The organism is Pseudomonas sp. Pmew2, assembly GCF_058129885.1.
The window spans coordinates 4,158,549-4,180,991 of record NZ_CM176702.1 but is presented as its reverse complement, the minus strand read 5'-3'; the positions used below and the strand labels follow the sequence as shown (position 1 = coordinate 4,180,991).

17 protein-coding genes and 9 pseudogenes are annotated in these 22,443 nt (G+C 54.8%); 14 read left to right on the top strand and 12 right to left on the bottom strand.

Annotated features, from left to right (window positions below; all coding sequences use genetic code 11):
• Positions 1–721: 721 nt before the first annotated feature.
• Positions 722–1,399 (bottom strand): annotated as a pseudogene (locus tag AC4ANK_RS19140) (Tn3 family transposase); the annotation flags it as partial.
• A gap of 126 nt (positions 1,400–1,525) precedes the next feature.
• Between AC4ANK_RS19140 and AC4ANK_RS19135 the strand changes: the two are divergent.
• Together AC4ANK_RS19135 and AC4ANK_RS19130 are read left to right on the top strand one after the other, a co-directional pair.
• A pseudogene (locus tag AC4ANK_RS19135) lies at positions 1,526–3,181 on the top strand (HopW family type III effector protein).
• 40 nt (positions 3,182–3,221) lie between these two features.
• A pseudogene (locus AC4ANK_RS19130) lies at positions 3,222–3,344 on the top strand (transposase); the annotation flags it as partial.
• Between the two features lie 161 nt (positions 3,345–3,505).
• Here the strand turns inward: AC4ANK_RS19130 and istB (AC4ANK_RS19125) are convergent.
• Entirely contained in the window at positions 3,506–4,309 is an 804-nt protein-coding gene (istB, locus tag AC4ANK_RS19125; protein WP_031598096.1) for an IS21-like element ISPsy20 family helper ATPase IstB, read from the bottom strand.
• Positions 4,302–5,801, bottom strand: a complete 1,500-nt coding sequence (gene istA / locus AC4ANK_RS19120; protein WP_460384768.1) for an IS21-like element ISPsy20 family transposase — start codon at positions 5,799–5,801, stop codon at positions 4,302–4,304. Before istA (AC4ANK_RS19120) ends, istB (AC4ANK_RS19125) begins: the two co-directional genes overlap by 8 nt.
• A gap of 527 nt (positions 5,802–6,328) precedes the next feature.
• Here istA (AC4ANK_RS19120) and AC4ANK_RS19115 point away from each other — a divergent pair.
• From AC4ANK_RS19115 to AC4ANK_RS19095, 5 genes and pseudogenes are all read left to right on the top strand, one after another.
• Complete coding sequence (locus AC4ANK_RS19115; protein WP_003381346.1) at positions 6,329–6,586, top strand: FitA-like ribbon-helix-helix domain-containing protein; 258 nt, start codon at positions 6,329–6,331, stop codon at positions 6,584–6,586.
• Positions 6,583–7,002, top strand: coding sequence for a type II toxin-antitoxin system VapC family toxin (locus AC4ANK_RS19110; protein WP_044424067.1), 420 nt, complete (start codon positions 6,583–6,585; stop codon positions 7,000–7,002). The genes AC4ANK_RS19115 and AC4ANK_RS19110 overlap by 4 nt, the downstream gene beginning before the upstream one ends.
• A 40-nt stretch (positions 7,003–7,042) precedes the next feature.
• Positions 7,043–7,634 (top strand): annotated as a pseudogene (locus AC4ANK_RS19105) (recombinase family protein).
• Between the two features lie 176 nt (positions 7,635–7,810).
• Complete coding sequence (gene relB / locus AC4ANK_RS19100) at positions 7,811–7,999, top strand: type II toxin-antitoxin system RelB family antitoxin (protein ID WP_002556028.1); 189 nt, start codon at positions 7,811–7,813, stop codon at positions 7,997–7,999.
• Positions 7,999–8,280 (top strand): type II toxin-antitoxin system RelE/ParE family toxin, encoded by a 282-nt coding sequence (locus tag AC4ANK_RS19095; protein ID WP_460384770.1) that lies wholly within the window; start codon positions 7,999–8,001, stop codon positions 8,278–8,280. The genes relB and AC4ANK_RS19095 overlap by 1 nt, the downstream gene beginning before the upstream one ends.
• 327 nt (positions 8,281–8,607) lie before the next feature.
• On the opposite strand, the gene AC4ANK_RS19090 is transcribed toward AC4ANK_RS19095, so the two are convergent.
• Together AC4ANK_RS19090 and AC4ANK_RS19085 are read right to left on the bottom strand one after the other, a co-directional pair.
• On the bottom strand, positions 8,608–9,318 hold the full coding sequence (locus AC4ANK_RS19090; RefSeq protein ID WP_369812049.1) for a methyl-accepting chemotaxis protein: 711 nt from the start codon (positions 9,316–9,318) through the stop codon (positions 8,608–8,610).
• A gap of 159 nt (positions 9,319–9,477) precedes the next feature.
• Positions 9,478–9,657: pseudogene (locus tag AC4ANK_RS19085) on the bottom strand (HAMP domain-containing protein); the annotation flags it as partial.
• A gap of 1,370 nt (positions 9,658–11,027) precedes the next feature.
• Here AC4ANK_RS19085 and AC4ANK_RS19080 point away from each other — a divergent pair.
• Positions 11,028–11,168, top strand: a pseudogene (locus AC4ANK_RS19080) (recombinase family protein); the annotation flags it as partial.
• Here the strand turns inward: AC4ANK_RS19080 and AC4ANK_RS19075 are convergent.
• Positions 11,161–11,910 (bottom strand): IS5 family transposase, encoded by a 750-nt coding sequence (locus tag AC4ANK_RS19075; RefSeq protein ID WP_460382697.1) that lies wholly within the window; start codon positions 11,908–11,910, stop codon positions 11,161–11,163. The pseudogene AC4ANK_RS19080 and the gene AC4ANK_RS19075 sit on opposite strands and share 8 nt — an antisense overlap.
• Positions 11,911–11,985: 75 nt before the next feature.
• Between AC4ANK_RS19075 and AC4ANK_RS19070 the strand changes: the two are divergent.
• The 4 genes and pseudogenes from AC4ANK_RS19070 to AC4ANK_RS19055 all read left to right on the top strand — a co-directional run.
• Positions 11,986–12,447, top strand: a pseudogene (locus tag AC4ANK_RS19070) (recombinase family protein); the annotation flags it as partial.
• Between the two features lie 4 nt (positions 12,448–12,451).
• Positions 12,452–14,089, top strand: coding sequence for a DDE-type integrase/transposase/recombinase (locus AC4ANK_RS19065; RefSeq protein WP_178090293.1), 1,638 nt, complete (start codon positions 12,452–12,454; stop codon positions 14,087–14,089).
• Entirely contained in the window at positions 14,079–15,050 is a 972-nt protein-coding gene (locus AC4ANK_RS19060) for an ExeA family protein (protein ID WP_057425950.1), read from the top strand. Before AC4ANK_RS19065 ends, AC4ANK_RS19060 begins: the two co-directional genes overlap by 11 nt.
• Positions 15,051–15,660: 610 nt before the next feature.
• Positions 15,661–16,386: a hypothetical protein gene (locus AC4ANK_RS19055; protein ID WP_235805444.1), complete on the top strand. Its 726-nt coding sequence runs from the start codon at positions 15,661–15,663 to the stop codon at positions 16,384–16,386.
• 792 nt (positions 16,387–17,178) lie between these two features.
• Here AC4ANK_RS19055 and istB (AC4ANK_RS19050) read toward each other — a convergent pair.
• From istB (AC4ANK_RS19050) to AC4ANK_RS19030, 5 genes and pseudogenes are all read right to left on the bottom strand, one after another.
• Entirely contained in the window at positions 17,179–17,988 is an 810-nt protein-coding gene (istB, locus tag AC4ANK_RS19050; protein ID WP_460383172.1) for an IS21-like element ISPsy4 family helper ATPase IstB, read from the bottom strand.
• On the bottom strand, positions 17,985–19,007 hold the full coding sequence (gene istA / locus AC4ANK_RS19045) for an IS21-like element ISPsy4 family transposase (RefSeq protein ID WP_460383174.1): 1,023 nt from the start codon (positions 19,005–19,007) through the stop codon (positions 17,985–17,987). The genes istB (AC4ANK_RS19050) and istA (AC4ANK_RS19045) overlap by 4 nt, the downstream gene beginning before the upstream one ends.
• Before the next feature lie 107 nt (positions 19,008–19,114).
• Positions 19,115–19,351, bottom strand: a pseudogene (locus AC4ANK_RS19040) (Y-family DNA polymerase); the annotation flags it as partial.
• Positions 19,338–19,769, bottom strand: coding sequence for a LexA family protein (locus tag AC4ANK_RS19035; protein ID WP_058886795.1), 432 nt, complete (start codon positions 19,767–19,769; stop codon positions 19,338–19,340). The gene AC4ANK_RS19035 and the pseudogene AC4ANK_RS19040, both read right to left, overlap by 14 nt.
• 52 nt (positions 19,770–19,821) lie before the next feature.
• On the bottom strand, positions 19,822–20,070 hold the full coding sequence (locus tag AC4ANK_RS19030; protein WP_058886796.1) for a DUF1654 domain-containing protein: 249 nt from the start codon (positions 20,068–20,070) through the stop codon (positions 19,822–19,824).
• Positions 20,071–20,460: 390 nt separating this feature from the next.
• On the opposite strand from AC4ANK_RS19030, the gene AC4ANK_RS19025 reads away from it, so the two are divergent.
• A complete protein-coding gene (locus AC4ANK_RS19025) occupies positions 20,461–21,150 on the top strand; it encodes an NYN domain-containing protein (protein WP_058886797.1) in 690 nt (229 codons plus the stop codon).
• A 35-nt stretch (positions 21,151–21,185) separates the two neighbouring features.
• Here the strand turns inward: AC4ANK_RS19025 and AC4ANK_RS19020 are convergent, their stop codons facing one another.
• Positions 21,186–21,935 carry an IS5 family transposase gene (locus AC4ANK_RS19020; protein ID WP_460382697.1) on the bottom strand — a complete coding sequence of 250 codons (750 nt, stop codon included), beginning with the start codon at positions 21,933–21,935 and terminating at the stop codon, positions 21,186–21,188.
• Positions 21,936–22,026: 91 nt separating this feature from the next.
• Between AC4ANK_RS19020 and AC4ANK_RS19015 the strand changes: the two are divergent.
• Positions 22,027–22,323, top strand: a pseudogene (locus tag AC4ANK_RS19015) (diguanylate cyclase); the annotation flags it as partial.
• Between the last annotated feature and the right edge of the window lie 120 nt (positions 22,324–22,443).

Genomic DNA, 22,443 nt, shown 5'->3' with positions numbered 1-22,443 from the left:
AGCGGGCTGATGGAAGATATGGATTTTCAGTCAGGTGTTTGTCACTGATCTGAGTCTGGTAGGTGTTCGTCGCACCACAAATCCAATCCATCGGCACGGTAGGTAGTCGATCGCTCCCCGATTCGGAGCCAGTGTTCTCGTAACATTCGATAGCGATTGGCGTCTCGCCGTAGCGTGTCCAGCTCGTTATCTGCCGCCTCGATTAGGTCAACCGTAATGGAGACTGCTTTGTCTGTGAACTCGTCCCAATTCCGGGGTTCATGCGCAGCAGACCTGAGATCCACAAGGCCTCCACCAAATTTGGGAGACCCATAAAAGATTACTAGCGCGTCACGCATCGCGACTCCAGGTATTCCATACCCGCAATCGGAGTGCTGTTCTACAAGTCCGTTGGCATGCACAAGCCGCCATTCGTAGCTGGCATTCTCAGGGTCGCCAAAGACTTCAGCCGTTACACCTTCTTCCAAGTCAAGTCGGTAGCGGTCCAAGGTGCGCACGTCCTTTGTTATCCTAAGATACAATTCGTCACGAAATTTCATAGCGCAGATCCGTTCGATTTCTCGGATAGATTACAGCCTCGAGTGCATCATTGTTCACAGAAAATGAGAAAACCGAGGCCAAGCGGCTACCGCCCTGCTTGGCCAGCCCGCTTTACCACTGCTTGCGGCTAGTGGGCGGTTCAACCGTGAGCCAGCGATCTGCAGGAGATGCCTGGTGACGCCCCCCTGCGAGTGCATGGCAAAGCACGCAAGATCTCGTTCCTGTGGGTACGGACGTGCTCGATGTTCAGCGTGCCGCCCATCATGGGTCGCAGTGTGGTGTAGTCTTGGATATTCTGCGGCATATACAGCTTAGTTTCGGTCAAGTCGTCGCGGATGCGCGGCGCAAAACGAAAGCCAGCAGGTGCTTTATGACGAAGACAAGGTCAGTGAACCTCGCCGTGCCTGTGTAGTGTTACTCGGTCAGAAGATCTGACTCGTGATACAGCAAACCATCGAGCGCGTAGGTCGCGTCCCGCACACCGACTTTAAACATGCGGGCACTGAATGGTGCGAGTTGGTCAGAGAGGCGGGTATGGAACAGCCACCCACGGTTCGTTGCCGTGCTTCGGGTTGACGTGCCCCATGCTGTGGCCTCGACCGCCTGCAAGGAAGCGCTAGCCATCGCAGGGCAAGGTAGTGCCGTCTCGATCATTGCCAGGGGCGGTGTCGAGTGCTGATGCATCCCGGGGCGGGATCATCAGTCCGGACTGGGTGAGGATAGCGTCAGGGAGTTCACTGTCCTTGGCCAGCTTGGCGACAGTCGCCAGCGCAGCTCCAGCAACTGCAAGCGCTCCTCCAGATTCTGGTCGCTGTTTGGGTTTGTTCGCCAATGGCAGCGCCTGTTCCTTCTTGAGTGCAGGGCGCCGGTGCGTGCGTTTGGCGGCGACTCCTGCCTCACTAAACGCGGGTATCAAGAGGGCATATTCCGTCTAGGTGGTGCTTACCGTACAATTTTATCCCAGCCCTGCTAATTCCTCGGGTTCATGCGGTTTCACCCCCGACGCAGGGAACCGTTCTGGGCGGGACACCACTCATTCCTTTCATTGCGTCGCTATGCCGTTGAAAGAAGGAGTAAATCAATGAATCCAGCTCAGATCACGCGTCCGTCTCAATTATTCCTGGCGAGTATTTCCACTGCGTCCTCCGAAGCCGAGAGCAGCCATGCGCAATCGCCTCAGCAAGCTCGTACTCGTGCATTCGTCGCCTCTGGTGAATTGAACGCTGCATTCGGGCGCACTTCAACTGCGCCGACGCAAGACTTCACAAGACTGTTGGGTGCTGTTCAGCGTGAACTGGAGAGGGCGATCACATCGTTTCCTGCTGTTGCCGAACTCGCCAATCAGCTTGCCGAGGCTGCAATGGGCAAGCATTGGTCGGCGCATGATGAGCAGCAGGCGCTGAAAGAGGTAATTGACCGCTGCACGAGCCAGCAGGCACACACACCGGTGTCCCATCCTTCTCATGATGCACTGACCCAAGTGTGCGAAAGTCTGAAAACGGTGCGGCTGCATCAGTCAATAAGCGATATGGTCAATGAGTCACACGCGACGGTTCGAGGCGTTCCGGATCTTTTGGCCTTGATCCATATTGATCCCAAGGTTTTGGCCGATATGCCAGTCAGTATGTCGTCCCATGTGAAGTTCGGCAGTTTCATTTGCCTGGCCAGAGCTCGCGTAGCGGAGCTAAGTGAAAGCCTCAATAGTAATTCTGGAGAAGTCGCCCTTTAGCTCCATCCTCATGCCGATACGCTTTTGGGTCTTGAGAAGCTGCCTGAGGCTTTGGCTGCATTAACGGAGAATTGCCCAGATACACCTACGCAGGATGATCTACTCGCCTTGGCGGAAGAGGCTGGGGGCTTGCTGCAGAATTTGCGTAGCAAAGGTCTCTTGCCCCGATCAGAGGTATCGAGCGAGTCGTACGAAACGTTGGTGCGCAGTTGCGAGGCCGTCGAGCCAAAGTTGACGCTGGGCCAGGTGTTGCTCAAGGCGGGCGGTGATGGGCCGCTCGACGCACGGCGTGTTCATCTTGAAGCTTTGCGCCACGCTCCGACACATGCAGCTTCCGGCGATTCTGGATCACGCGCGCCCGAGCGAGTGGCTGGCGGTTCGCGAAAAGCGGCTGGTCTTTATGCAGAGAAAAAGAGGACAAATTGGACCCAAGCAACCGGGGTCGCCGGGAAAATCGGTCACAAGATTGAATCCCTGTTGGGGATGCGAGATGCGCAGTCTCGTGTCCAGGTGTTCGTCGCATTCATGGCCGATGGGAAGGGGAATACGGACGCAACAACGCTCGATCTAGGTAACGGGTGGACGAGGGTAACGCGTGTCATCAAGGGGAAAACGGCCTTGATCGACTTCCAATGCGAAAGTGATGGGCAGGTTGTAGACGCACGACATCCCGGCAGATTTCCCTTGTTGCCCGAAGGGCATGAGCGGGAAGCCTTCAATACTGTACTTCAAGAACTGAAATTCAGGGGAGCTGAGACGTTGTCCAAAGTCCCTGTATATTACGTCAATAGGAATACGCGGGGTTACGTCATTCCTACCCATGGCTATGTGGTCGCTGGTCACCCCAACCGCGGGCGCAAGAGCGGAGCAGTGTTGTATGGCGTTGGGGGTGAGTCGCCCCGGGTTTTGTAGACACCTCCATGCCTTAAACTGAGGCCAATCAGGAGGTGCCATGAGCAACCCACGTTATCCCGAAGAATTCAAAATCCAAGCGGTCAATCAAGTGACCGAAAAGAAGCTGCCTGTCGCTGATGTGGCGGCGCGTCTTGGCGTGTCGACGCATAGCCTCTATGCCTGTTGGCGCTGATTGAAAACTGACCCACCCTGCCGATTGAAAATTGACCCAGGACGGATTGCTGATTTTTGCCCCAGCAATTGTGGATAAGCTTAGCAGCAGTGTTCCGATTGAAGACGCATCAAGCCCCACCGCATGCAGCAGGGCATTTATGGTGCGGATCAAAATGGCTCATCGTCCTCGATATCATTTCCGTCCTTTCGCTTTCGTTCGCGTGTTTTGATCTTTGTCTGGGCAGCCAATGTGCTGTGTTGTAGGCGGTAGGACTCGTTGCCCGTTTCGACGATGTGGCAGTGGTGTGTCAGCCGATCCAGCAACGCGGTGGTCATCTTGGCGTCGCCAAACACACTCGACCATTCCGAGAAGCTCAGGTTGGTGGTGATGACCACGCTGGTGTGTTCGTACAGTTTGGACAGCAGGTGAAATAACAGGGCGCCACCGCTTTGGCTGAAGGGCAAATATCCGAGTTCATCCAGTATCACCAGGTCTGTGCGCAGCAGTGCCTGGGCGATTCGCCCTGCCTTGCCATCGTACTTCTCACGCTCCAGCAGATTCACCAGATCCACCGTGGAAAAGAAGCGCACGCGTTTGTTGTAGGCCGTGATTCCGGATACAGCCAAGGCACTGGCCAGGTGTGTTTTCCCGGTGCCAGGGCCGCCGATGAACACGACATTCTGCGCGGTTTCAGTGAACGCCAAGCTGGATAGATCGCTGACCAGCCGGGCATCAGCGCTGGAAGCGCTGAAGTCAAAGCCAGCTAAGTCACGGTGCATGGGGAGTTTTGCCATGTTCATCTGATGATTCACCGAGCGCACCGCGCGATCCGCATGTTCCTGCTGAAGCAGATGTTCCAGCAGCCATTTCGATGAAGCCGTCGACGCTGTTCCTTGAGAGACCAGTTCTTCCCAAGCACTGGCCATGCCGTGCAGGCGCAGTTCTTTGAGTTCAGTCATTAGGTCACGCATTGCGATTCTCCTCATCGGTCGTACGGAGCCGGTCGTAGCGTGCTGTATTGGCAACCGGCGCCACTTTGAGTTGCAGGCTGGTTTCTACACAGGGAGGTGGTGCGGTGGAGGTCAGGCGGGCAACGACATTGAGGATGTGATCGGCGCTCAGACTTCCCGATTCAAGTACCAGCTCCACCGCCACCAGCACTGGTTCGAGACCGGCGATGGGCACAGCAGCCAGTACCTGCATCATGATTCGATCACCGTTGGTGTGACGCCTCAGTCCGCGTTTAAGAAGCTGTAACGGTTTTGGCAGATCAGCAAATGGAGCGCCATTGCGCAGTGCACCAGGCTTGCGTTCGATGAGTGGGATGTAGTGCTGCCAGTCAAAACCGATCTGATCTCGATCAAAGAGGCGCTCGTGACTGGCGATCACCGTTTCGTCGGCAATGACCACGATTCGCGAAGGGTACAAACGGCTGCTGACCCATTGACCCACACGCTCGCAAGGCACCGAATAACGATTGCGCGCCACGCTGATCAGGCAGGTGCTAGAGACACGGACGGTGCGTTCCACGTAGCCATCAAAGGCCGTCGGCATCGGCATCATTTCAGCCTGCTCCAGCTCCAGGACTTCTGCCACCGTCAAACCGTTGTACTGCGGATGTACAAGTTCAGCCCAGAGCGTACGACAGCGTTGGCCGAGCCAGACGTTCAGCTCCTCGAAGGTATGGAACATGCAATTTTGAGCATCGAGCCAGATTCGCCTCCGGCTGTCTTGCACGTTCTTTTCGACGATGCCTTTCTCCCAGCCAGAGGCCACGTTGCAGAAGTCCGGATCGAACAGATAGTGCGCGCACATCACGGAAAACCGGGCATTGACCGTGCGGCCTTTGCCTTTGTTAACCTTGTCGACAGCCGTTTTCATGTTGTCGTAGATGCCGCGACGTGGCACGCCACCCAACGCTCCAAACGAACGTGTATGGGCATCAAACAGCATCTCGTGGCCTTGACTGGGGTACGCAACCAACCAGAACGCGCGACTTGCGCACAGCTTCATATGGGAGACCTGGATACGTCGAAACAGGCCACCGATCAGCAGGCCTTCTTCGCTCCAGTCAAACTGAAAGGCCTCACCGAGGGCAAAAGTCAGCGGTACAAAAGCGCGTACAGACTTGCCTTGCTCGCACCGCCAAGAGCGGACAAACGCCGTGAGCTGGCTGTAACCGCCGTCATAACCCTCGGCCTTGATCTGCTCAAAAAGTGCCTTGGCGCTCCTACGGTTGTGTTTTGGCCGGAACGAATCAGCCTTGAGCGCCTGCTCTAAGGTCTCGTGAAAAGGGTTGAACTTATTGAAGGATGCGCACCGTTGGTACGCTGGTTGATTGGCTTCGGGCGCTCTGACCCATTTTCGGATGGTGTTTCTCGACAGCCCGGTACGCTTGGCTATCTGATGCAGCGAGAGCTTGTCGCGGAAGTACATCCGCCGGATTTTTCCCAACATTTCCATGCTGATCACCCTGTGTTCTCCTGCTCAAAAAGTGAGCAGAAGCAGTTGAACACCTGGGTCAGTTTTCAGTCGGCAGAACAGCCTCTACTGGGTCAGTTTTCGGTCAGCGGCAACAGCGCGAGCAATGGCGCTCTTGTAAACGCCCCCTTTTTGAGATGCCGTACCGATACGAAGTGCCATACCGCCTCCAGTCAAGCTCAGTGCGTTATTGCGTTATTGCGTCAATTAACGCAAATCGTAATCCTCATTCATTGCACAAGCAAGAGAATTATAACGCTTTGACGCTTTGACGCAAAATTAGGTAGGGAGATAGCTCAGAGCGTAATATGGAAGGAAACCAATCATCATGGCGTAAAAGGTAGGCTCATTGTGACCTAGCTCTAAAGGGTCGCGTTTAGGCCGATTGATCCATAGCTAATGAGCAGAGCTTCGTCGGGTATACCTAAATAGACCAGCCTAGCATTCTTGATTTATGGTATCAAAAGCATATAGTGATAGCACTGATGGCAAAAACTGGTAACTACCAAGTGGCAAACGTGAACGTAAGAAATCTACCCGATGAAGTGCATCGAGCAATCCGCATCCAAGCTGCCCTGCACGGGCGCAGCACCGAGGCCGAAATACGCGACATCTTGGAGCGGGCGGCGAGACCCGAGGGACGTGTGAAACTTGGCTCGTTCCTAGCTTCTATTGCCCGTGAGGTTGGTGGTCTGACCGATAAAGAACACACCTTGTTTGAGAACACGCGCATCACGTCTCCGGCCCGTGCGGTGAGCTTTGAATGATCCTGCTCGATACGAACGTAATTTCAGAACCGCAGCGCCGAGAGCCCAATGCCCACGTCCTTGACTGGATAGACGCACAAGCGCTGGAAACGCTTTATGTGTCCACCATCACGGTAGCCGAGTTGCGTGCAGGTATCGCGCTGATGCCTGTCGGAAAACGCCAGGATAGCTTGCGTGAAAACCTGGAAAAGCACCTGCTGCCGATGTTCGCCAATAGGGTGCTGTCGTTCGATATGACTTGTACGAAGGCTTATGCCGAGCTGCTGGCCAAGTCCCGCGCAGCCGGGTTGGCGGTCGAAACGGCAGATGCCTTCATTGCAGCCATCGCCATCGCCAACGGCTTCACCGTCGCCACCCGTGACACTGGCCCTTTTGAGGCTGCCGGGTTGAACGTCATTAACCCCTGGGAAGCGTAAACGTAGTGTTGAATCAGGAACGTATCTAAAGGATTAAAGTATGACGACTCTCAACGTTGCGCGGGTGTACCTGCGTGTCAGTACCGAAGACCAGGACTTGCAGCGCCAAGAAGCGATCATTGGCAATGCGCGAGCATCGGACTACTACGTGGCTGCGGTCTATCGCGAAAAAGCATCGGGCGCTCGATCCGACCGTCCCGAGCTGTTGCGCATGAGATCGAATCAGCCGTCTTCCCTTGGTCGAAGCAGAAAAGCTTGTGGACGCGATCAAGGCTAAGGGCGCACGCTTGGCGGTTCCCGGCATCGTCGATCTATCGGAATTGGCCGAGGCATCCAGTGGCGTCGCCAAGGTGGTGTTGCAAGGCGTACAAGACATGCTGTTGCGTGTGGCACTGCAAATAGCACGTGACGACTTCGAGGACCGGCGAGAGCGACAGCGGCAGGGCATCGACTTGGCCAAGAGCGCTGGTCTATATAGAGGACGCAAGCCGAATGCTAAAGTGCATGAACAGATCATTGCCTTTAAAAGCGGCGGGTGTAGCATTGCAGAGACTGCGCGGCTGGCGGGTGTCAGTGTCAGCCAGGTAAAACGTGTTTGGTCGCAGTACCTGGCGGCTAAGGCAGATGTCTGAGCGCTGCCTTGGTCCAGAGCCTGTCTGTGACCTTGCTGAAGTATTTTCAGTCACTTGATTTGCAGTGCAACGATGGATGGCTCAGATTTGGCGTACATATGATGCGAAAATGACGTACACATGGCGTGAACGCTATGTAACAGTGATGTAAAACCCTCCCAGCTGGAGAAAGCCACATGGCCAACCTCTCACCCATCGTTTCAGAATTCGAAACCGATGAACAGGCCGCAAGCTACGACCGCTGGTTTCGCGCCAAGGTCGCCGCCAGTCTGGCCGATCCGCGTCCGGCCATCCCTCACGATGAGGTCATGGCGGAAATAGAAGCGCTGATCGATCAGGTTGAAACCCAACGTGAGAAACGCTGATGCTGCCGGTGGTCTGGCTCAGTCCCGCACTGGATGATCTGCGCGAAATCGCAACCTACATCGCATGGGAAAACCCGAGCGCAGCGCGCCGGTTGAAAAGCCTCCTGCAGGAGGCTATCGAGCCGGTAGCCGAACACCCCTATTTATATCGTTCTGGGCGAGCGCCAGGCACTCGCGAGCTGGTGGCTCATCCAAACTACGTCCTGGTCTATCGTGTCACCCTCAAGCGCATCGAGGTCGTGAACGTAACCCACGCTAGGCAGGAATACCCCTCTCCCTGATTGGTGGCGTATTTGCGGGTATTAAGCGGCTGCTTGCTGAGCGTCCGTAGGACGATCCTCTTTCGGACAGACGCTTAGGTTCGGCTCATGGAGAAAGAAGGCCAATAGCTACTATCCTTAAGTCGGTTCGCTGTTCCATTGCTCCCCGGACCCCTAAAACAGTAAGACGTTGAAAACGTATTGTTATATTGCTACAAAACTGACCGCAAACGATAGCTAATGTACGATTTTGTCCTAATTCTGCGGGCTCCCCTTCTTAAGTGCATTTTCTGTTCCGTTACTCCCCACACCCCGTGACAGACATTTCGGCAGTTTGTGCCGGTCTGATCAGACAACCAGCTTGAAACGTGCGACGACATTGCGCATGTCGCTCGCAACCCGTGCCAGTTCGTCGGCGGTCACTGCGTTGTTGTCGATACCCAGCATCAAGGTCCCGGAGCTGTTGCGAATTTCCATGACGTTACGGTTGATGTCTTCGGAAACCGCATGCTGCTGTACGGCAGCGCTGGCGATCTGGGTGTTCATTTCGACGATACGCTCGACACCCTCGCTGATGCTCGACAGGCTGCCGGATGCTTCGCTGGCCGCACTGATGCACGCTTGAGCCTTGTGCTGCCCTGCCTGCATTTGCTGCACGGCAGCGTCGGTCGCGCTTTGCAGCTGTTGAATGATGCTGCGGATCTCTTCAGTAGACGCCTGAGTACGCGATGCCAGCGTGCGGACTTCGTCAGCCACGACCGCAAAACCACGACCCTGCTCGCCGGCACGTGCCGCCTCGATGGCCGCGTTGAGCGCCAGCAGATTGGTCTGATCGGCAATAGTGCTGATCACCTGAATGACGCCGCCAATCGACTGGCTGTGCAAGGCTAGCGCCTGAACCTTCTGGGCACTGACTTCCACTTCATCGGCCAGGGCCTGAATCGTTGTGTGGGCCTGATGCATGATGCGCAGCCCATTACGCGAAGCGGTATTGGCCTCGTCAGCAGCCGATGCTGCGCCTTCGGTGTTCTGCGCCACATCGGCGACGCTCGCAGTCATCTCGTTGATAGCGGTGGCCACCTGTTCGGTTTCGGCCTGCTGCGCGTTCATCGATTGCTTGGCCAGACCAATGGAAGTGCCCAGTCGCGCCGCCACGTCAGACAGTTCATACGATGTACGATCCATGTGCGAGATGGAGCTTGAAAACGCTTCTGCCATCAGGTTCAGACCATTACCGATATCGGCCACTTCATCCTTGCTGACCACTTGCACTCGCGCACTCAGATCACCGTCGGCCAGTCGACGGGTGACACCCAACAGGCTGTCGATGGCGATGCGCAAGGCGCGATAGATGCTGCTGAACGCATAGAGCAGCAACAAACCTACAATCACGCACATGGCGATCATCATCTGGCGTAGCTGGAGCAACGAGGTGTAGCGGGAATCCAATTGGTCCTGCAGTGCAACCTGGATTTCGTCTTGTGCCTTATAAAGGGCAGCGACCGCAACGTTACCCTGAGCACCGAGCGCCTGACCTCTTGGTGCCGAGTAGTCCGTGCCTTTGACATAGGCTTGCAACTCATTGCGGAAACTGTCCATTGCCGTGGTGGCCGTGGCGATCGGATCATTGATGCGGTTGGCCAGTTCTGGAGAGCGTCGTTTGAGCAAACGAACGCTCTGCTCAAGCTCGCCACGGAACAGCAACTCGAGCCTCAACAGGCTGTCGAGCGAACCGCGCATCGAGGCGGTCAGGCCCTGTCCTGTGCTAATGCCCGCAGTGATACCTCGGACCTGACCGGCCACGTTGATTTCCCTGGGCATACGAATGGTACTCAGGTCGATCAGAAACAGCGTCGCAGGATCATCGTCCAGCACCAGACCAGAGGTGGCCGATACGTAGTAGATAAAGTTGAGCGTCTGCGCCAGTTGCTCGTTCCACTGAGCAAACAAATCGTCCGGCGACAGGCCCGGTTTGACACCTTCCATCAGTGAGCGCGCACTTTCGCGAAGGCGCTGCACGCGATTCTCTGTTTCCAGCTCAGGGCCCTTGCGAGCATCCATATCGGAAAGATTATTGAAGGCCGTTTCAAGCTGGTTGCGGTTATTGGCAAGGTCTTGAGCAGCAGACGCATCACCTGACAACAGACGGTTGGTGTGCGCGCGCTGGAGCATGGAAAGCCGCAGAATAGGCGTGACGGTAAGCAGGTATTCGCGACCGACACGCTCTTGCTCGACGCTATCGATTCTTGAATTCAGGTTGCTGAACACCCTCATACCGAGAATGACCAGTGGAATAACGATAATTACGGCTAAAACGGCAAATTTGGCAGGGAAGCGCAGGCGGTTGGTAAGGCTGATACCAGGCGAAAGAATGTTCATGTCTTTTCTCGTTTTAATTGAAGGTGCCTGATCAGGCTCAAGAAACACCCTTCTTTGCAGGTGCAGGTCAGTTTTGCGATGCCAAAACAGCTCATCTACATGAATAGATGGCTCTATGGCATCACTAATGGCAACTCATCATTGAGAAGTTCAATGACGGCCATAAGCTGAATATAGACCTATCGGCAATGCCACGCAGAACGTGAGCCTGAGAAGGGGTCGTTTCCGGCTGGGGCGTGCAGGCCCTCGTGCCGCTTGGGCTGTATCCGAAAGAAGTACACCCTTGTGAGACGCGTGGCTGAGGCGCTTTTTGCGTCTCAATAGGGTGGCTTTTCATTTTTGATATGGTAAGTTCTCAGCTTCTAGAGCCTAAAGAGACATACTTGAGGATGGCCCTTTACGGATACGCTCGTGTTTCCACAAGCGATCAAGATTTCGTTCTGCAAGAAAAAACTTTGCGTGAAGCGGGTTGTGATGTCGTGCGTGCCGAGAAAAAAAGCGGGGCTAGGGTCTGTTCCCGTTTCACATTGGCAGCCACAGAAAAGCGCAGGCCATTGCTATGACGCTTTCATAGTTTCTCTTGAGTTTGTCGAACCGAGAAGCCGCCGCCCGGAAATGCTTCAACCGGGCAAAGGCGTTTTCTACGAGATGTCGATTGCGATATAACCCTTTGTCCAGATCTGCGTTCCCTTTCAGAGAATTGCGCTTTCGTGGAATCACCACTTTGCTGCCTTGCTGCTCGACCTGAGCGCGTATCGCTTCAGTGTCGTAGCCCTTGTCCGCAATGATCACTTCTGCATTGGGCATCTTGGCAATCAACGAGGCCGCCTGCGAACAATCATTGGTCTGGCCTCCGGTCACGTCAAATGCAATGGGCAGCCCACAAGCGTCTACAGCCAGGTGAATCTTGCTGGTGTTACCGGCTCGGCTTTTTCCGATGGCCTGGTCCTGCGTGCTGGCAGCACCTGCACTGTGCTGATGAGCCTTTACATAGCTGCCATCAATGAAAACCCACTCCATGTCAGGATCGGTCATCAGCACCTCAAGCACCTTGACCCACTTGCCTGAAGCAGACCAGGCATTGAACCGCTTGTAGACCTTGCTCCAGTTTCCAAACGCTTTCGGCAGGTCTCGCCAAGGGCAACCCACACGCATGCGGTACAGCATGCCTTCAACCGTGGTGCGCAAATCTCGCTTGTTGTAGATCGATTCGTGCAGCAAAATTTCTCGAAGCTTCGGCCAGTGCTCATCACTGAGCATTAATCGGGGCATTGCAGGCTCGTATTGGTGTTGTGTGAGAACTCCAACAATACGGGCCTGTTCTCATAGAGATCAATGGGTTACGTCGAAACGGGAACAGACCCTAGCCGGGTTGGTCGGACGGAGTTGAAAACACTGCTCGATTTTCTACGCCCTGGCGATACATTAGTGGTGACGCGTGTTGATCGTCTCGCACGAAGCATCAAGGATCTTCAAGACATCGTTTATACGCTCAAAGAACGTGGGGTTAGTCTCAAGGCGACGGAGCAACCAATCGATACGCAGAGCGCAGCCGGAAAAGCATTCTTGGACATGCTGGGCGTGTTCGCTGAGTTTGAAACCAACCTGCGACGCGAACGGCAGCTTGAAGGAATTGCTGACGCTAAAGCTCGTGGTGTTTACCGGGGTCGCAAACCGTCGATTGACCCGCTGGAAGTTCAGCGCTTATGGACCGAAGAAAATCTAGGTGCCACAGAAATTGCTCGAAAGCTTGGCGTTGGTCGCGCTTCAGTGTATCGAGCCCTAGCTCAAAATGGACGCCAAGCGTAGTTCCATTCCTGTTGACTCGTTGCTGCAATTGCGGCAACGGCTCGACCGCTTGCCGAAGAAAAGCCCTGAGCGGGCTACACAAGTGGCCGCGATAGCTGAGTTGTACGGCGTGTCCCCCAGCACCGTGTACCGGGCGCTGAACCTCATCCATAAACCCCATACGGTCCACCGTGCCGATCGCGGTAAGACGCGTGTATTGCAGCGGGCCCAGCTGGAACGCTACTGCGATCTGATCGCTGCGCTCAAACTACGTACCACGAACAAGCAAGGGCGGCACCTTTCCACTCGCCGCGCTATCGAGCTGTTGGAGGATTACGGGGTGGAAACTGAGCAAGGCTTGGTCAGAGCACCCAAGGGTATTCTGACCCGTAGCACGGTGAACGAATACCTCGGTCGCTGGCTCCTGAATCAGTCGCGATTACTGCGGCAACCGCCCGCCGTTCGGTTTCAGGCTGAGCACAGCAATGACTGCTGGCAATTCGACCTGTCACCTTCCGACCTCAAGCACATCGACAAGCCTGAATGGATTGACCCGAGCAAGGGTGAACCGACGCTGATGCTGTTCAGCGTGGTAGATGACCGCAGCGGTGTGGCTTACCAGGAATACCACTGCGTTTACGGTGAAGACGCGGAAACGGCGCTGCGCTTTCTGTTCAACGCCATGGTACCGAAGGCTGACCCGACCTTTCCGTTCCAAGGCCGTCCCAAGATGATCTATCTGGACAACGGCCCCGTGGCCAAACGTCGCGTTTTCCAGAACGTCATGCAGGCGCTCGGCATCGAGTGGCAGACGCACATACCGGCTGGCAAGGATGGCACACGCACCACGGCTCGCTCAAAGGGCAAGGTTGAGCGGCCCTTTCGTACCGTGAAGGAAGCTCACGAGACGCTGTACCACTTCCACAAGCCGGAAACCGAGGTGCAGGCCAACGAATGGCTGATGCGTTACCTGGTGCGCACCTACAACGTGCAAGGCCATCGTTGCGAACCGCATTCGCGTATTGAGGACTGGCTAGCCAACCTGCCCGCCGAAGGCCTGCGCGAGATGTGTACCTGGGAGCAGTTCTGCCGCTTCGCTCGCGAGCCAGAGAGACGCAAGGTTGGCATTGATGCACGCGTCACCATTGAGGGCACAACCTTTGAGGTCGAGCCTGACATGGCGGGAGAATCCGTGGTGTTGCTCTGGGGACTGTTTGATAACGAGCTGTATGCTGAGTTCAATGGCGAGCGCTTCGGCCCTTTCTACCCGGTGTCCGGCCCCATACCGTTGCATCGATACAGAGCGTTCAGGCGTGGCAAAGCCGATGAACGATCCGAACGCATCCGTTCACTGGCCGATCAGTTAGGCCTGCCCATCGCCGCGCTGGCCGGGAACGACGTGAGGCTGACACCGTCCGCCGTTCCCGTGGAGTTGCCACGTCTGCCCTTCGATGCCGAAGCGCATGAGTACCAATTTCCCAGTGTTATCGCCGCCAAGCTGGCCGTCGCCAACGAACTGGCGCAGCCATTGGCCAAGCTTTCGAAAGAGGATCTAGCGTTTATCCACCAGGTGGTGAGCGAGACCTTGATTCGACGGGTTGTCCTTGAACGCGTCAGAAGCTACTTCCGCAACAAGAAAACAGGAGACGAACATGCGGGTTGAAGTGATGCATCACTACGGGCTGACGTTGCCGCTGAACCAGGCCGGTTATTTTGAGACTGCCCACCATCAGCAACTGATCAAAGACATCAAGGGCGCGATCTTCGAAGGCCGCCTGATTGCGCTCTGTGGCGTCATCGGCAGTGGCAAAACCGTGATGCTGCGACGGCTTCAACAGGTGATGGAGGCAGAGAAGAAGATCACCGTGTCCAAGTCCCTCGCCATTGAGAAGCACAGCATCAAACTGGCCACCTTCATCGCCGCGCTCTACTACGACCTGTCCACCGAAAAACAGGTACGCATCCCGACCCAAGGGGAAAAGCGTGAGCGCGATTTGCGCGAGCTGGTGAAGAAGAACAAACGCCCAGTGGCGCTGTTCGTAGATGAGGCCCATGACCTCAATGGCCATACGCTGACCGGACTTAAGCGCTTGATGGAGCTGGTCGAGGACGGTGACGGTCGGTTGTCGGTGGTGCTGGCCGGGCATCCCAAACTGCGCAACGATCTGCGTCGGCCGACGATGGAGGAAATTGGCTACCGCACCGACATCTTCTCACTCGACGGCATCGCTGGCAGTCAGCGTGAGTACATCCACTGGCTGCTGGAGACCTGCACGGAGGGCAGGGTTGACGCTAAATCGATTCTGACCGAAGACGCCATCGACCTGCTCGCCACCAAGTTGCGCACACCGCTGCAAATCCAACTGCACATCAGCCTGGCACTGGAGGCCGGTTACCTGACAGGCGAGAAACCTGTCTCAGCGGAGTTGGTGGAATCCGTGCTGTCGCGGCAACTGGATGATCTGGAACCAACCCTGACGCGCCATGGCTACCGCATCAAGGATCTGGTCGAGCAGTTCGACGCCAGACCCACCGAGATCAAAGCGCTGTTCAGTAACGCACTCGATCCGGCTCGCACCACAGAACTGCGCGACAGGATGCTGGCGGCGGGACTGCCGATTTGAAATCGTTTACTTTAATTCGCAGCTAATATGAGTCGGAAGCGACGGAATGCGGTTTCATTCGCAATTAATGTGAGGCCGTGAGCACTTCGATTTTAAATGTCCGATTGAAGTGATGACCAAGTAAGTTAGTGTGCAATATGCTACGTAAACTTTAATTCAGTTACTGTGCTGCATTCTGCCCCTGCAACCGCCGTCTAAAAATAAAAGTTCGCAGTTAGGGTTCAGACCATAGCCAGTAAAATATATTTTATTTAATAGACTGCTTTATGTGGAACCGATTGAGGGGTTCTGACCACATAAATAAAAATTCAAGATGGAGAGTGTACTAAAGCAGATTATGCCATAACAAGTCTGTAGCTCTATAGCCGTCTAATTTGATATTTTGCAAGACATTCAATAAATAGCTATTAAATTAATACTTACACAGGCAGTAATGATGATGAGAATACAAGGTGGTACGTCTTTTAGCATTCAACAGAACACAACATTTGAGCATAACCAAGCTCAAGAGCAAGGGAGGGCTTCTTTCGGCGAGGAAAGGGATTCAATCAGCTCGCCTGTCGGCTCCCCAACATCAGTGTCAACGGAACCCACTGAAAACGCACGAGTTATGAGCGCCGTGCTGAACCCACAAAGGTCCAATTTAAAGAAAGCAGATCTTATTCCAGGCGATATTTTGCTTCTGATCGATGAGCCACATGATACCGAGAAACTGCATAAAATTATTATTGCTGGCCAAAAACTTGAAGGTCTGTCTATGCTGAGGAACAATATGGGTAAAGCCAGTGCGGTTCACGCAATATTGTGGACTCGAAATCCCCAAAATCCAGTTTCAACCGAGCGTGGTGGGAAGGGGGAGAGTGAAGTTGTTGAAATGCGCGGCGGCGGTATAATGGACACCGCCTTGCGCAAGGGCCTTTATCAGGTTTACCGGCCTAAAGACAAAAATATAGGTGACTGGGCAGCGCAGTCAGCCATGTCATGGGCAAGCGAACGAAAAATACCTTACAATGCAATTAAGTCCGCTAAGTCTGTCACTCGCTTTTCAAACTTTGGTCCATTAGCCATAGCCTCTGCAAAAAAATATAGCCAAGACGCGTTCGAATCCAATCCAAAGTGGGGGGAAGACGGCGCGTTCTGTTCTCATCTTGTACTTGCTGCTTATCAGGCAGCCGCCCAAAACGTGGGAACTCCTTTGAGTGGGGCATTAAAAGTGGATGCGAAAGGATGTTCTGTTAGAACGCTTAGTCACTTTCTACAAAAAGACACGACCCAGTTCGAGTTCACTGGTCACTTACGTATAAAACCAGACGAAGTTCTTTTTCCTGAGGATTAATTCTATAGATTTGTCAGATAGTGTCGAAAAGATAGGAATTTAAGCTCGATAGTTGCCACAGTCGACACCCTTCAGTCGCAATTAGTCCTGGTCGGCTGTGCTCGATTGCAGGTCGAAGCGGATGGATGCAGGTTCATTGGCACTGAATCTCGGTTTGCGGTGCTGAATAACCGCAATTAATTCGGGTCGGAAAAGGCGTTGATTGCAGGTCGAGGCCTTTTCCATTGCAGGTTGCTACAATTATCGGACCCGTGAGGCTGCTCAGGCGGACTCACGTGATAGTCGATCAATTTATCCAACCAACCGTCTGCTTCCGACCGGTCTACAAAGACTCGCAGAGGCAGAGGTTGCCTCTCGGATGCTCGAAAGCCGCTGGCTGTTGCCATCACTAAAAATACTGTGTCCATGCTTCTTCCCCTCAACTCTCGACGACCTGTAGCGCTGGCACATCAACCCAGTCCGCACGGAACATCCAAAGTCGGAATTCTTCAACAGTCTGCCCACTTTTAGCATGTAGCCCCGCGAGCAATCCTGAGAGACGCTGCTCATGGATCTCGTTTTCTTCATCAAATGAGACAGAAACGGCGAGTGGTCACTCTCAAATAATTCCGGTTCATGACGGTCGATTGCAGGTCTAACCAGATGAATGCAGGTTCATTCGCAAATAATCCCGGTTTGCTGGCTCGAATAGACGCAATCAATCCTGGTCGAAAAACGCGATGATTGCAGGTCGAGGCCATTTCGTGTCAACGCCAACTAAAAAGTGACCCCCTTCCGTGCTAAATCGCCAACTTAGTTTTGACCCCCCTCGGGTTCATATTTTCGAGCCGGTTCGGCCCGAGACGATTTGATTCCTGCTTTGCGCTTGTCCTTGAGTCGATAGCTTTCACCTGTCATCTGCACGATATGGGCATGATGTAACAGCCTGTCCAGCATGGCCGCTGTCAGTGTTTGATCATCCGCAAAGGTTCCGGCCCACTGGGTAAACGGCAAGTTACTCGTGAGGATCAGGCTGCCTTGCTCGTAGCGCTTGGCGACAACATTGAAGAACAGGTTGGCTTCATCACGACCAAACGGCAGGTAACCGATTTCATCGATGACCAACAACCCGGGGGCCATCACCACACGACTGAAGTATTCCTTGAGCCGTTCCTGGCGGTGCGCAGCGGTCAGTTGCAGCATCAAGTCAGCCGCAGTGACGAAGCGGGTTTTGATACCGGCCATCACTGCCCGGTAGGCCAGGGCGATGGCCAGGTGGCTCTTGCCTACACCACTAGGCCCCAGGAACACGATGTTCTCGGTACGCCCAACAAAACTCAATGCTGCCAGCTCCTGGAGCTGTGCCCGGGGGACGCCGGTGGCAAACGCGAAGTCGTATTGCTCCAGCGTTTTCACGGCGGGCAGCGCGGCAGTTTTCAGCAGGGCCTGTCGAGAGCGTTCACTTCGGGCATCGGTCTCGGCAGCCAGCAGCTTTTCGAGGAAGTCGGCAAAGCTGTCTTCGCCGCTTGCTGCTTGTTGGGCAAGGTGCGGCCAGTCCACCCCGACGCGCTCAAGCTTTAGCCCCTTGCATAGTTCTGTCAGGCGAGCATGTTGAAGGTTCATGCTCTCACCTCCAGCAGTTGCTCATAAACCGACAGCGGATGCTGCAAGCTCTCGTACGGCAGGACCCGCCCCAGGCGTAGGCCTTGGGCGGGTTGTGGGCGCAGGCTCTGTGTTGGCAGTGGTAATAGTACCTGCTGCTCTTCGGCCAGACGTACCGCTGGTTGAACACCCGTCGTGCCGTGAATCCGCTGATGAGCGACTTCGTCGAGCCATTGGCCGATATGTGCGTTGGCCGTCACCACATCCAGCGTCAGACCCGCACTCTTGAGCGTAGCGGCCAACGGGGTAATGAAACTGCCCTTCAGATACCCGTTGAAGCGCTCAACCTTGCCCTTGGTCTGGGCACGGTAAGGGCGGCAGACCTTGGGAATAAAACCAAACTCATCGGCCAGCGCAGCCAATCGGGGATGCCAACGGTGCAGGCCCTCCCCAAAAGCGTCTCGCTCGGTGATGATGGTTCCGGCGTTATCAAACAATGCCTGCTCGGGCACGCCGCCAAAGTAAGCGAACGCCTCCCGAAGCCCTGTCAGCCAGGCTTCGCTGTCCTCTCGCTCGGAGAAACGGACAAAGCTTGCTCGACTAAAACCAAGTGTCGCCACGAACGCCTTAAGCGGCTGACGGCCTCGTCGAATGGTGGTGAAGTCCACCTGCATCTGCTTGCCGGGCAGAGTTTCGAAACGTACCACCGGCTCTTCTGCCTTACGTTTGAAGGGGCGAATATAAGCCTTCAGACGACTGACGCCGCCGCTGTACCCCAATGCCGTGATCTCACGCAGCAGGACGGTCGCCGGAATCCAGTGCGGGCGCGCTGCCTCAATACGCTCATGCAGGTAGTCCTTGAAGGGGTCGATTTTGCACGGACGTGCGGGTCTCACCTTGTCACTGGGTAGCGACCGGGCTTTTCGCAGGTACTTGCGCACGGTGTTACGCGAAATACCCAGCTCACGGGCGATGAATTTGATGCCATGGCCCTGACGGGCCAATACTTTAATTTCCACAGACTGCTCCTGGGTCAACATATTGGCAGCTCAAAGCCGCCAGTTTTACCCAGGGGGTCAATTCTAGGTTGGCGTTAGGGGGTCATTTTTACAGTGGCGGTGACAATTTCGATTGCAGGTCGTTACACGTAATTGCTGCTGAACGCCACGATGCCGTTCTGGCGCAGCGTGTCCTTGATCTGGAAATACGGGGCGCCCATTTTCACGAAGGGCTTGGCGTCGTAGCTGCGGGCAATCACGCAGCCATCGTTGTTACTCAAGACGACGATAGGCGTCTTGGCCAAATCCGGGCGAAACACACGCTCACAAGAGGCATAGAACGAGTTGCAGTCGATCAGCGCAAAGACTGGCTCATGGGTAGGCATGATCGCGCACGCTGTAGCGAACTACTCCCCATATCCCCAGCTCGTCCCCTTCAAGAATGTGACGCGGCGGGAAGCCTATGTTTTCGGACGTCAGCAAGATTGCGTTGCGCGTCTTGTTCAAGCGCTTGCACACCGGCTCGCTGTTGAGCGCCGCAATGACGATATCGCCATGTTGGGCCTCCCGGCTGCGGTCGACAATCACCAGGTCGCCCGAATGGATGCCGGCGCCGATCATGCTTTCGCCTTCAATCTTCAACAAATACACATGCGGGGCCCGGATGTTGAACAGCTCATCCAGGGAAATGTGTTTTTCCAGGTGGTCAGCTGCTGGGGAAGGGAAACCAGCAGCCACCCGGTGAGAGTAAAACGGCAGTGGCACCCCTTGCGCGAGCAAGGGGCCGATGATTGTGAACGACATGTCTGTCTCCTTCTGTGTGTGTTAAGCCCGGCAAGCGAGCGAATGAGTGTGCTTAATCGTCTTTAGGCACTGTCCAGAACACCTGGACGTGGCCATCGTCGCGGTAGGCAAGCGTGACGTTATCCGTATCGCCGAGTTCTTCCATGATCCGGTCCCAGTCGTCCGCTCGATCATCAGGCAACCGCTCCAAGAGCGCTGATTTTGCGCGCTGTGCAGCCGGATTGTTGATCGTGCGCTGAAGGCGCATACCTAAGAGCTCATAAGAATCCGGAAGCCGAGGCGCTGCGGCCTTTTTTGCCATTTTCGCTCCTGAATACTGGTTATATGAACAGTACTCTAGCGGATAATAAAAAGGCTCGCACCACTTTCAAAGGGGATGCCGCTGGAAGGTCAAAACGCATGCCTAATTAAAGAAATGGCGGTTTGTAAGACGAAACGCAGAGCTGTCGAGGACAGATCTACTGCTTTCATCGCGCCAAGGAAGGCGCAGCCAGAAAGGTTGAGGGGTGATCTGGGGTGATTCTGCGTGAGCCACGGTGATCAGAAATGATCAATAACACTTGTATTGCATTGTCTTTCCTTGCACAATTTATCCACTACTCAGCCCCGTACGCAGTGATTCAGTTCGCTGGCCGTTGGGGTGAAGAAACCGGCCCCGAGCCGGTTTTTTCGTTTCTAAGGACTGAAAATTTTGCGTACAGCTTGCTTTGTCGACGGCTACAACCTGTTTTACGGCCTGTTGGCAGGTACGCCCTACAAGTGGCTCGATCTCCCTTCGCTTCTGGCTCACATCATTCGTGTCGAGAACCCCAACAGCACGCTTGATGCCGTCAGTTTTTTCACGACCGGTGTAATGCCGACGCTAGCCACCCGTGGAACGGTGTCAAAAGAAGCCCAAGACACGTATGTGCGCGCCTTGAAATTACGTGGGGTTGAGGTGTTGTATGGGCGTCACCAGCTCGAACCGCGCAATGCACCACGCTTTGTTGACAAAAACACACCTGCCTCCCGATCTGACCAAGTTGGGATCTGGAAGCTGGAGGAAAAGGAGACGGACGTTCACATCGCGATCAGCATGTACCGCCTTGCCGCTCGTCAAATGGCGTTATCGCCTGAAGATCGTATCAAGCAGATCGTCTTGGTGTCGGCAGATACCGACATGACTCCGTCGCTGAGAGCAATCAGGGAAGACTTTACAGGCCTGCGTATCGGCGTGATCTTGCCACACCGTGAGGGTGCTAAACGAACGGTTCCGGGCTCTTTAAAGCTGCATGCGCACTGGATGCGGCACGTGGTGACAAACGTAGAGCTGGCCGAGCACCAATTTCCGCTCCGAATACCCACCCGCAAAAAACCAATCGATAAACCAGACTATTGGTGAGGTTTTTACCCCATGCGCTAGGGTCTGTTCCCGTTTCACATTGGCAGCCACAGAAAAGCGCAGGCCATTGCTATGACGCTTTCATAGTTTCTCTTGAGTTTGTCGAACCGAGAAGCCGCCGCCCGGAAATGCTTCAACCGGGCAAAGGCGTTTTCTACGAGATGTCGATTGCGATATAACCCTTTGTCCAGATCTGCGTTCCCTTTCAGAGAATTGCGCTTTCGTGGAATCACCACTTTGCTGCCTTGCTGCTCGACCTGAGCGCGTATCGCTTCAGTGTCGTAGCCCTTGTCCGCAATGATCACTTCTGCATTGGGCATCTTGGCAATCAACGAGGCCGCCTGCGAACAATCATTGGTCTGGCCTCCGGTCACGTCAAATGCAATGGGCAGCCCACAAGCGTCTACAGCCAGGTGAATCTTGCTGGTGTTACCGGCTCGGCTTTTTCCGATGGCCTGGTCCTGCGTGCTGGCAGCACCTGCACTGTGCTGATGAGCCTTTACATAACTGCCATCAATGAAAACCCACTCCATGTCAGGATCGGTCATCAGCACCTCAAGCACCTTGACCCACTTGCCTGAAGCAGACCAGGCATTGAACCGCTTGTAGACCTTGCTCCAGTTTCCAAACGCTTTCGGCAGGTCTCGCCAAGGGCAACCCACACGCATGCGGTACAGCATGCCTTCAACCGTGGTGCGCAAATCTCGCTTGTTGTAGATCGATTCGTGCAGCAAAATTTCTCGAAGCTTCGGCCAGTGCTCATCACTGAGCATTAATCGGGGCATTGCAGGCTCGTATTGGTGTTGTGTGAGAACTCCAACAATACGGGCCTGTTCTCATAGAGATCAATGGGTTACGTCGAAACGGGAACAGACCCTAGCTGAAACAGATTTAGCGGGTGCTTTGAGCGTTGCAGAAAAAGTCAGGTTACGCATTGAAAACGCACTTATAGAGCACTCCGGCAGTCCAGTGGGGAACGTAACAATCAGTTCCGGCGTGGTGGCGATCAATGCAACCGAGAAGGAGGGCTATACAGCTGTGCTGAAGGAAGCAGATCGACTTCTTTATTGTGCTAAGACCAGAGGTCGCAACTGCGTCGAGAGTCGCTCAATGGCCGATACCACAAGAAAACAGTTCATATCCCAGATCGTTCAAGATACAGGCTACTGCTGATCGAGGCCGATCCGCTGCCATCTCTGTGTGCAACCTATTGCCATCCAGGTCAGATGCAAGAGCATCGGCCTTGGCGCTGCCAACCATGCTTCATGGTGGCGCAGGGTGCCTATCAGCTTG